8 protein-coding genes are annotated in these 6,580 nt (G+C 64.8%); 3 read left to right on the forward strand and 5 right to left on the reverse strand.

Going from position 1 to position 6,580, the window contains the following annotated elements; all coding sequences use genetic code 11:
- Window positions 1-16 precede the first annotated feature (16 nt).
- The 3 genes from G522_RS0124815 to G522_RS0124825 are packed head-to-tail and all read right to left on the reverse strand — an operon-like array spanning window position 17 to window position 2,746.
- Window positions 17-988 carry a transketolase family protein gene (locus G522_RS0124815; RefSeq protein WP_051229242.1) on the reverse strand — a complete coding sequence of 324 codons (972 nt, stop codon included), beginning with the start codon at window positions 986-988 and terminating at the stop codon, window positions 17-19.
- Entirely contained in the window at window positions 988-1,818 is an 831-nt protein-coding gene (locus G522_RS0124820) for a transketolase (protein ID WP_051229244.1), read from the reverse strand. Before G522_RS0124820 ends, G522_RS0124815 begins: the two co-directional genes overlap by 1 nt.
- Entirely contained in the window at window positions 1,787-2,746 is a 960-nt protein-coding gene (locus tag G522_RS0124825; RefSeq protein ID WP_026793322.1) for a MurR/RpiR family transcriptional regulator, read from the reverse strand. The genes G522_RS0124820 and G522_RS0124825 overlap by 32 nt, the downstream gene beginning before the upstream one ends.
- An 816-nt stretch (window positions 2,747-3,562) precedes the next feature.
- Here G522_RS0124825 and G522_RS0124830 point away from each other — a divergent pair.
- On the forward strand, window positions 3,563-3,964 hold the full coding sequence (locus tag G522_RS0124830) for a VOC family protein (RefSeq protein WP_026793323.1): 402 nt from the start codon (window positions 3,563-3,565) through the stop codon (window positions 3,962-3,964).
- Window positions 3,961-4,833, forward strand: a complete 873-nt coding sequence (locus G522_RS28705) for a helix-turn-helix transcriptional regulator (protein ID WP_051229246.1) — start codon at window positions 3,961-3,963, stop codon at window positions 4,831-4,833. The genes G522_RS0124830 and G522_RS28705 overlap by 4 nt, the downstream gene beginning before the upstream one ends.
- Window positions 4,834-5,038: 205 nt before the next feature.
- Here the strand turns inward: G522_RS28705 and G522_RS0124840 are convergent, their stop codons facing one another.
- Complete coding sequence (locus G522_RS0124840; RefSeq protein ID WP_026793324.1) at window positions 5,039-5,419, reverse strand: DUF4267 domain-containing protein; 381 nt, start codon at window positions 5,417-5,419, stop codon at window positions 5,039-5,041.
- A gap of 116 nt (window positions 5,420-5,535) precedes the next feature.
- Here G522_RS0124840 and G522_RS0124845 point away from each other — a divergent pair, with 116 nt between their 5' ends.
- On the forward strand, window positions 5,536-6,111 hold the full coding sequence (locus tag G522_RS0124845; RefSeq protein WP_026793325.1) for a TetR-like C-terminal domain-containing protein: 576 nt from the start codon (window positions 5,536-5,538) through the stop codon (window positions 6,109-6,111).
- A gap of 139 nt (window positions 6,112-6,250) precedes the next feature.
- On the opposite strand, the gene G522_RS0124850 is transcribed toward G522_RS0124845, so the two are convergent.
- Window positions 6,251-6,580: IS30 family transposase (locus G522_RS0124850; protein ID WP_036840906.1), on the reverse strand; the 330-nt coding region annotated here is incomplete at its 5' end.

A 6,580-nucleotide genomic window follows, 5' to 3' on the forward strand; every position in this document is an offset into this window, starting at 1 on the left:
CCTGGGGGTGCTTTCCTCACCTCTTGGCGGTCGCCTTCAGCCGCGCCCTGAGCGGTGCTCCGGCAAGGCCGAAGGCTTCGAGCAGGGCATCGGGATGGCCGGACTCGCCGAAGCGGTCGGGCACGCCGATGCGTTCGATGCGGTGGGCGATACCGGCGCCGTCGAGCAGGGCCGACAGGCCGTCGGCAAGGCCGCCGTGGATGGAATGCTCCTCGACCACGGCGATCGACTTGCCGGCGAAGGCCTTCACCTCGGCGGCGATCTCGTTACCGAGCGGCTTCAGCCGGGTGATGCCGAGAACGCGGATGCCGATGCCCTCGGTCTTCAGGGCGTTGGCGGCCTCGATCACCTTGGCGGCCAGCGTCGAGGTGGTGAACACCAGGAGATCCTTGCCCTCGGTGAGCACGCGGAAGGCAGCGGCGCGTTCGGTTTCCGAGGCGACGGGCGGCGTGACGAGCGGCGAAGGGAAGCGCGACAGGCGGACGTAGGTGGGCCCCTCGACTTCGGCCACCTCGTTCATGACGCGTGCCAGGTCGTTGCCGTCGATCGGCGCGTAGCAGCGGATGCCGGGGATGCCCTGCATGATGGCGAGATCCTCGACCGCCTGCTGCGTGGCGCCGTCCTCGCCGAGGTTGATGCCGCCGTGGAAGCCGAAGAACTTGACGTTCAGCTTGGGGTAGGCGACCGAGACGGCGATCTGGTCGCAGGCTCGGCGCGACAGGAAGGACGCGAAGGTGTTGACGAAGGGGATGTAGCCGGAAATCGCGAAACCGGCGGCGGCGCCGACCATGTTCTGCTCGGCGATGCCGAAGTTGTAGTGGCGATCCGGATAGGTCTTCTTGAACTTCATCGTCCGGGTGGAACTGGCGAGGTCGGCATCCAGCATCAGGATGCGCGGATCGCGGGCGCCGAGCGCCATGATGGCGTCGCCGAAGACGTCGCGGAGCGACACAAAACCTTCGGGCGCGTTGGTAGGGGTAGCAGCCATCAGCCCATGACCTCCTTGAGACCGGCCTTCAATTGTTCGTCGCTGATCGTGTGGCTATGCCAGTCAGCCCGATCGGACATGAAGGAAACGCCCGCGCCCTTGGTGGTGTGGGCAATCAGGAAGCGCGGCTTGTCGCCCGGCGCATCCGACGAGGCCCAGTCGACGGCATCGACCACCTCGGCCATGTTCTGGCCGTCGAACTCGCGCACCGCCCAGCCGAAGGCTTCGAGCTTCGGCGCATAGGGGCGCAGCTCCAGCACCTCCTCGATGCGGCCGTCGTTCTGGATGCCGTTGGCGTCGAGAATGGCGACCAGGCGGTTGACCTTGTGGGTGCCGGCGTAGGCGATAGCCTCCCAGATCTGGCCGGAGTTGATCTCGCCATCGCCCAGGATGGCGTAGGAATAGAAGGGTTCGTTGCGCAGCTTGAGCGCCAGGGCGATGCCGAGGCTGACGGAAAGACCTTGTCCAAGCGAGCCGGTGGACATTTCCACTTCCGGCAGGCGGGTGCGGTCGGGGTGGCCTTGCAGGCGGCTGCCGAGCTGGCGCAGCGTCAGAAGCTCGGCTTCGGGGATCATGCCCACTTCGGCGAAGGTGGCATAGAGGGCAGGGGCGGCGTGCCCCTTGGACAGGATCACATGGTCCCGCGCGTTGCGGCCGAACCAGTTGGCGCCGGCAGCGGCGCGGTGGGAAAACAGGGCCGCCAGGATCTCCACGCAGGACATGCTGCCGCCGGGGTGGCCGGAACCGGCCGCATTGATCTGGGTAAGGATGTGCGCCCTTATTCGTCGCGCTGACGCCTCAAGTTTTTCGATGTCCTTCTGGTCGGTCACGGTCCTCGCTCCCTATATGTCGGCGACGGAAATCTCCGGCCCCGATCTTTTCGCTGTTGAGCACTGCGTCGATCCGTTGAACGTTTTCGAGCAGGCTGACGTCCTTCACCGCCAGGCAGTGGAAGAGCACTTCGTTGAGCATCATCTGCAGGATGCGCGTCATCGACGCATCCGTGCCGAACAACCCGACGCCGGGGGGCGTCAGAACCTTGAGATCGGCGATATCGCCGAGCGGCGATTGGGCCTTGGCCAGGATGGCCACGACGCTGGCGCCACGCGAACGGGCGGTTGCCGCCGCTTCCACCGTGGTGCGGGTCATGCCCGAAAACGAGATGGCCACCGCCAGATCGCCTTCGCCCATCAGCGCCGCCTGGGCGATCTGGGTGTGGGCGTCCTGGGCCATGTTGATCCTGAGGCCCAGCCGGACCAGGCGCTGGTGCATGTCGAGGGCCACCACCGCCGAGGCGCCGGCGCCGAACAGCTGGATCGAGCGTGCGTCATGCATCGCCGCGACGAGGCGCGGCAGCACGTCGGTCTGAGCCAGCAATTCGGCAAACTTCAGCGCTCTGACGGAGGCGTTGTTGAACACCTTGTAGGCGATCTCCAACGGCCCATCCTCGAGCGCGATCTGAGGGGACGGCGTCACGATCTCGTCGACGCCGGCCCGCATGGCGCGGCTCTCCCGGAGGAGAGCATGTCTCATTTCCTTCTGGCCCGCGTAACCGAACCTGCGGGCTAGCCGGTCCACCGTCGCTCTCGAGGCGCCGGCCCGTTCCGCCAGCGCCGACGAGGTCAGCGTGGCCAGTTCGTAGTCGGCCAGGGAGAAGAGGGTCTCGATCAGTCGCTTTTCGGCGGAACTGAGATCCGCTTGCGATAACCGGGTCATCAGGGAAACGGATTCCTCCGCCCCTTGAATGGCGTCAGACATGACGCCCTCCTCCCCTTGCGAAGCCTCCGACGTTTTCGCCGTGTCGACTTTCGTTGTTTTCTTATGATTCATAGTACCTCACTTTTTGCGATTCGCAATAGATTTTGAGACGTTTTGTCGCTTCACGCGGGGCGTGTGGGCGTGGATGCGGCTGGTCGACCGGGACTCCGCCTGGAGCGCTGGTCGAATGGGCGGGGCGGGGAAGGTGCGTAACGAGCCGATCCGGCTGTTATTTCAAGGGAGTGCGACACGTGGGACACCGGGCCGGTGGCGAGGGGAGGCGGAGAGGGGTTGCGGGGACCGGCAAGGGGTGGGAGCTGACGTTTCAAGCGCCGATGACAACTTTAGTGCGTGGATGTTCGTAGTCTCGGCGCATCAGGCGCGCAACATTTTTTGAGATGCTTCGTCTCAGGGCCGGCGATGCTGGTGGCGTGGTGCCTGAGTGAGGAGGCATTTTAGTCGCTCCCCGGATCGAGGCTTCGTCCCCACTTTGAGTTGCAGCTCAAAGGCGTGAGGGTACGGAGGGGAGCGCTATAGGGGCCGCAGTGCTTTCTCGTCCTGAGGTCCTTGCTTTCGCAAGGATGACAGAATTATATAAATGATAACAGCTGGATAGAACGGGTCTCCAGCTTGACTCCCCTTCCTATCAAGCTGTCATCCTTGCGAAAGCAAGGACCTCAGGACGAGAAGATGCCGAGGCCCATATCAGGCTCCCGGTGAGCAGATCGGCACAGAAAGGGAGCGATCTTGCGCCGAAAGTGCATCTGAACGATGCTAGTCCTGCCTCATCGCCAATTGAGGACCAGGACGGACGCCATGATCAACCACGTGATGGTCGGCTCGAACGACATCGAGCGCTCCAAGCGCTTCTACGACGCGGTGCTCGGTACGCTGGGCGCCGGCGCCGCGCTGCGGCATGTGACGGACAGCGGGCATGTCAGGCTGTTCTATCGGCACGACGGCGGATCGTTCTGCGTCAGCCAGCCGATCGACGACGAGCCGGCGACGCCGGCCAACGGCGGTACCATCGCCTTCCGATGCGCTTCGCCCGAGACGGTGCTGGCGTTTCACGATACTGCCGTGGCCGAGGGCGGCCGCTCCATCGAGGATCCGCCCGGCATTCGCGACAACGGTCTCGTCGGCCCCGTCTATCTCGCCTATGTGCGCGATCCCGACGGCAACAAGCTCTGTGCCGTGCATCGGATGGTGAGGCCATGAGCGATCATTCGAGATCCCTGCAGGCCCGTCCCGGCGTCGGGTTATCGGCCAGCATTGTCCAGTACTGCGAGCTGCGGTTCAGCCGCCTCGTGGTCGATCGTCCCTCGCTGATCGTACTGAGCCACGGCAGCAAGCTGTTGCAGTCGGGGCGCGGGCAGTGGACCGTTCGCGGCGGCGAGGCGGTTGTGCTGGCCGGCGGGCAGACCTTCGACGTCACCAATCGGATGTCCGAGCGCGGCTCCTACGGCGCGCGCTGGCTGGTGTGGGACCCGGCGGTTCTCGCGAGCTTCGAGAGAACGGCGCCCGGGGGACCGGTCACCCCGGACGTGACGCTGCTCGGCAAGACCGACGCGGCCTTTGCCGATGCGTTCGACCGCGCCGTCGAGGCGGTGGGCGATGCGGTGCACATTCCCGAGGCGGTGGCGCAGCATCGGGTGGCGGAGCTGCTGGTCTGGCTGTCGCTGAAAGGCGTCCGGATCTCCCAGGCGGAGAACCTCAGCCTGACGGCGCGGGTGCGGCGGCTGTTCGAGGCGTCGATCGCCGAGCCCTGGACGATCGCCACTGTCGCCGACCGTTTCGCCCTCAGCGAGGCGACGCTGCGCCGGCGCCTGTCGCAGGAGGGGACCACCGTTGGCGACCTCCTGGTCGACGTGCGCATGTCGCAGGCCATGCTGCTGTTGCAATCGACCGATCAGGCGGTCAACCGCATCGCCCTCGACGTCGGCTACGAGTCCCCGTCGCGCTTCGCCAACCGGTTTCGGGAGCGGTTCGGCTTCCCGCCAACGGCGATCCGGGGGCATGCGAGAGGGGGCGAGAGGATCGAGCGACGGGGTGAGAGGCTGATTGAGGTTGGAGCGGTAGCGGGGTGAGTGGAGATTGATATCAACCGCCCGCCTTACCTTCCTGAGGTCCCCGCCTTCGCGGGGATGACAGGTGAATTATATAGATGGAACAATAGGTAGCGGCTCGCGCGTTTATAACGCTGTCATCCCCGCGAAGGCCGCTTGAATTCACGTGTGAATTCAAGGTGGGGACCTCAGGCGGGAAAGGGTGAGGGGCACATATAGCGCGCTCTCACGCCACCCCGAGCAACAGCGCTGCCGCCGTTGCCACCATCACCGCCGCCGTGACGCCGTGCATGCCGAGCGCCAGCTTGGTGTTGCCCTTGGCGGCCAGGATCACCGACATGTCGCCGAGGGCTATGAAGGCTTCCACCAGCAGGACGAGGCCGACTTCGCGGGGCGTGGCCGATATCATCATCGCCAGCACCACCAAGCCGGAGGAGATGTCGCGCACGCCCTTGAGGCGCAACCACCAGGGAACATTGGGGCCTCCTTCGGGGAAGGGCAGGCCGAAGCTGCGCGCCGCGGTGAGCGGGACGGTGAGATATTGCAGGCCAATGACGATGATCGCCAGCGCGAGGAGCGCGGCTATTCCGAGCGGAAGCCAATGCATTTCGGATCTCCTATCTAGTCGTGAGATAATTTCTAGCGTCGCTAGATCATATAATCTAGCATTGCTAGGATGTCAAACGGCGCTATGATGTAGCCGGTGACGCGAAGGAGATCGGGATGGGTGTGGCCGAGCGGAAGAGCCGGGAGCGGGCCGAGCGCGAGCAGCGCATCGTGGCGGCGGCGCGGGCGATCGCCGAGCGGGAGGGTTGGGAGGCCGTGACCGTCCGCCGTCTCGCCGAGGAGATCGAGTATAGCCAGCCGGTGCTCTATTCGCATTTCGAGAACCGCACGGCCATCGTCGCGGCGGTGGCAGTGGAGGGGTTCAAGGAGATCGGCGAGGTGCTGCGGTCGGCGGCCGACAAGGCCGGTGGGCCGGCGGAGGCGGTGGACGCCGTTGCGCGAGCCTATCTCGACTTCGCGCTTGGCCATCCTGCCCTCTATGAGGCGATGTTCGTGCTGCCCACCGATCTGCGCTTTGCCGAGGCGGATACCAGGGCGGAACTGAGGGCGGCTTTCGACGCGCTGGCCGGCGTGGTGACGCCGTTCTGCGCCAACGCGGAGGTGGCGGCGGAGGCCTTCTGGGCCGCATTGCATGGCCTCGCCGAACTGGAGCGCTCGGGCCGCATCAGGCCGGGCATGCGGGGGGAACGGGTGGCGCTGGTGGTGCGGGCTGTGGTGGGGGCGGAGGGATAGGGAGACCTATACCGACCGATCGCCCTTTCCGGCCTGAGGTCCTCTGCCTTCGCAGAGGAAGACAGGTGAATTATATATTTGAAACAATGAGGTAGACGCTGCTCTCAAGTGTCTTCCTCTGCGAAGGCAGAGGATGGATTCACGTTTGAAGCGCAACAGAGATGAAGTCTTTGAATACCTCTGCGGGTGTCCTGTAGCCAAGGATCTTTCTCGGGCTTTCGTTGTATTGGCGCATGACGGTCTCAACTCCATCTGTCGGAATGGCTTGGAGATCTGTGGTGCTGGGCAGGTAGCGGCGCATGCGTCCGATGGCGTTTTCGATGCCGCCCTTCTGCCAGGGCCTGTGCGGGTCACAGAAGTAGGTGGGCAAGGAGAGCTCCTCTGCGAGGCGGTGATGACGGGCAAACTCGCCCCCATTGTCGAAGGTAACGGAGGCGCGCAACGGCTCGGGCAAGGCCGCGAAGAAGGT

Origin of the sequence: Pleomorphomonas oryzae DSM 16300, from assembly GCF_000422965.1 — a bacterium.
Taxonomy (GTDB): domain Bacteria; phylum Pseudomonadota; class Alphaproteobacteria; order Rhizobiales; family Pleomorphomonadaceae; genus Pleomorphomonas; species Pleomorphomonas oryzae.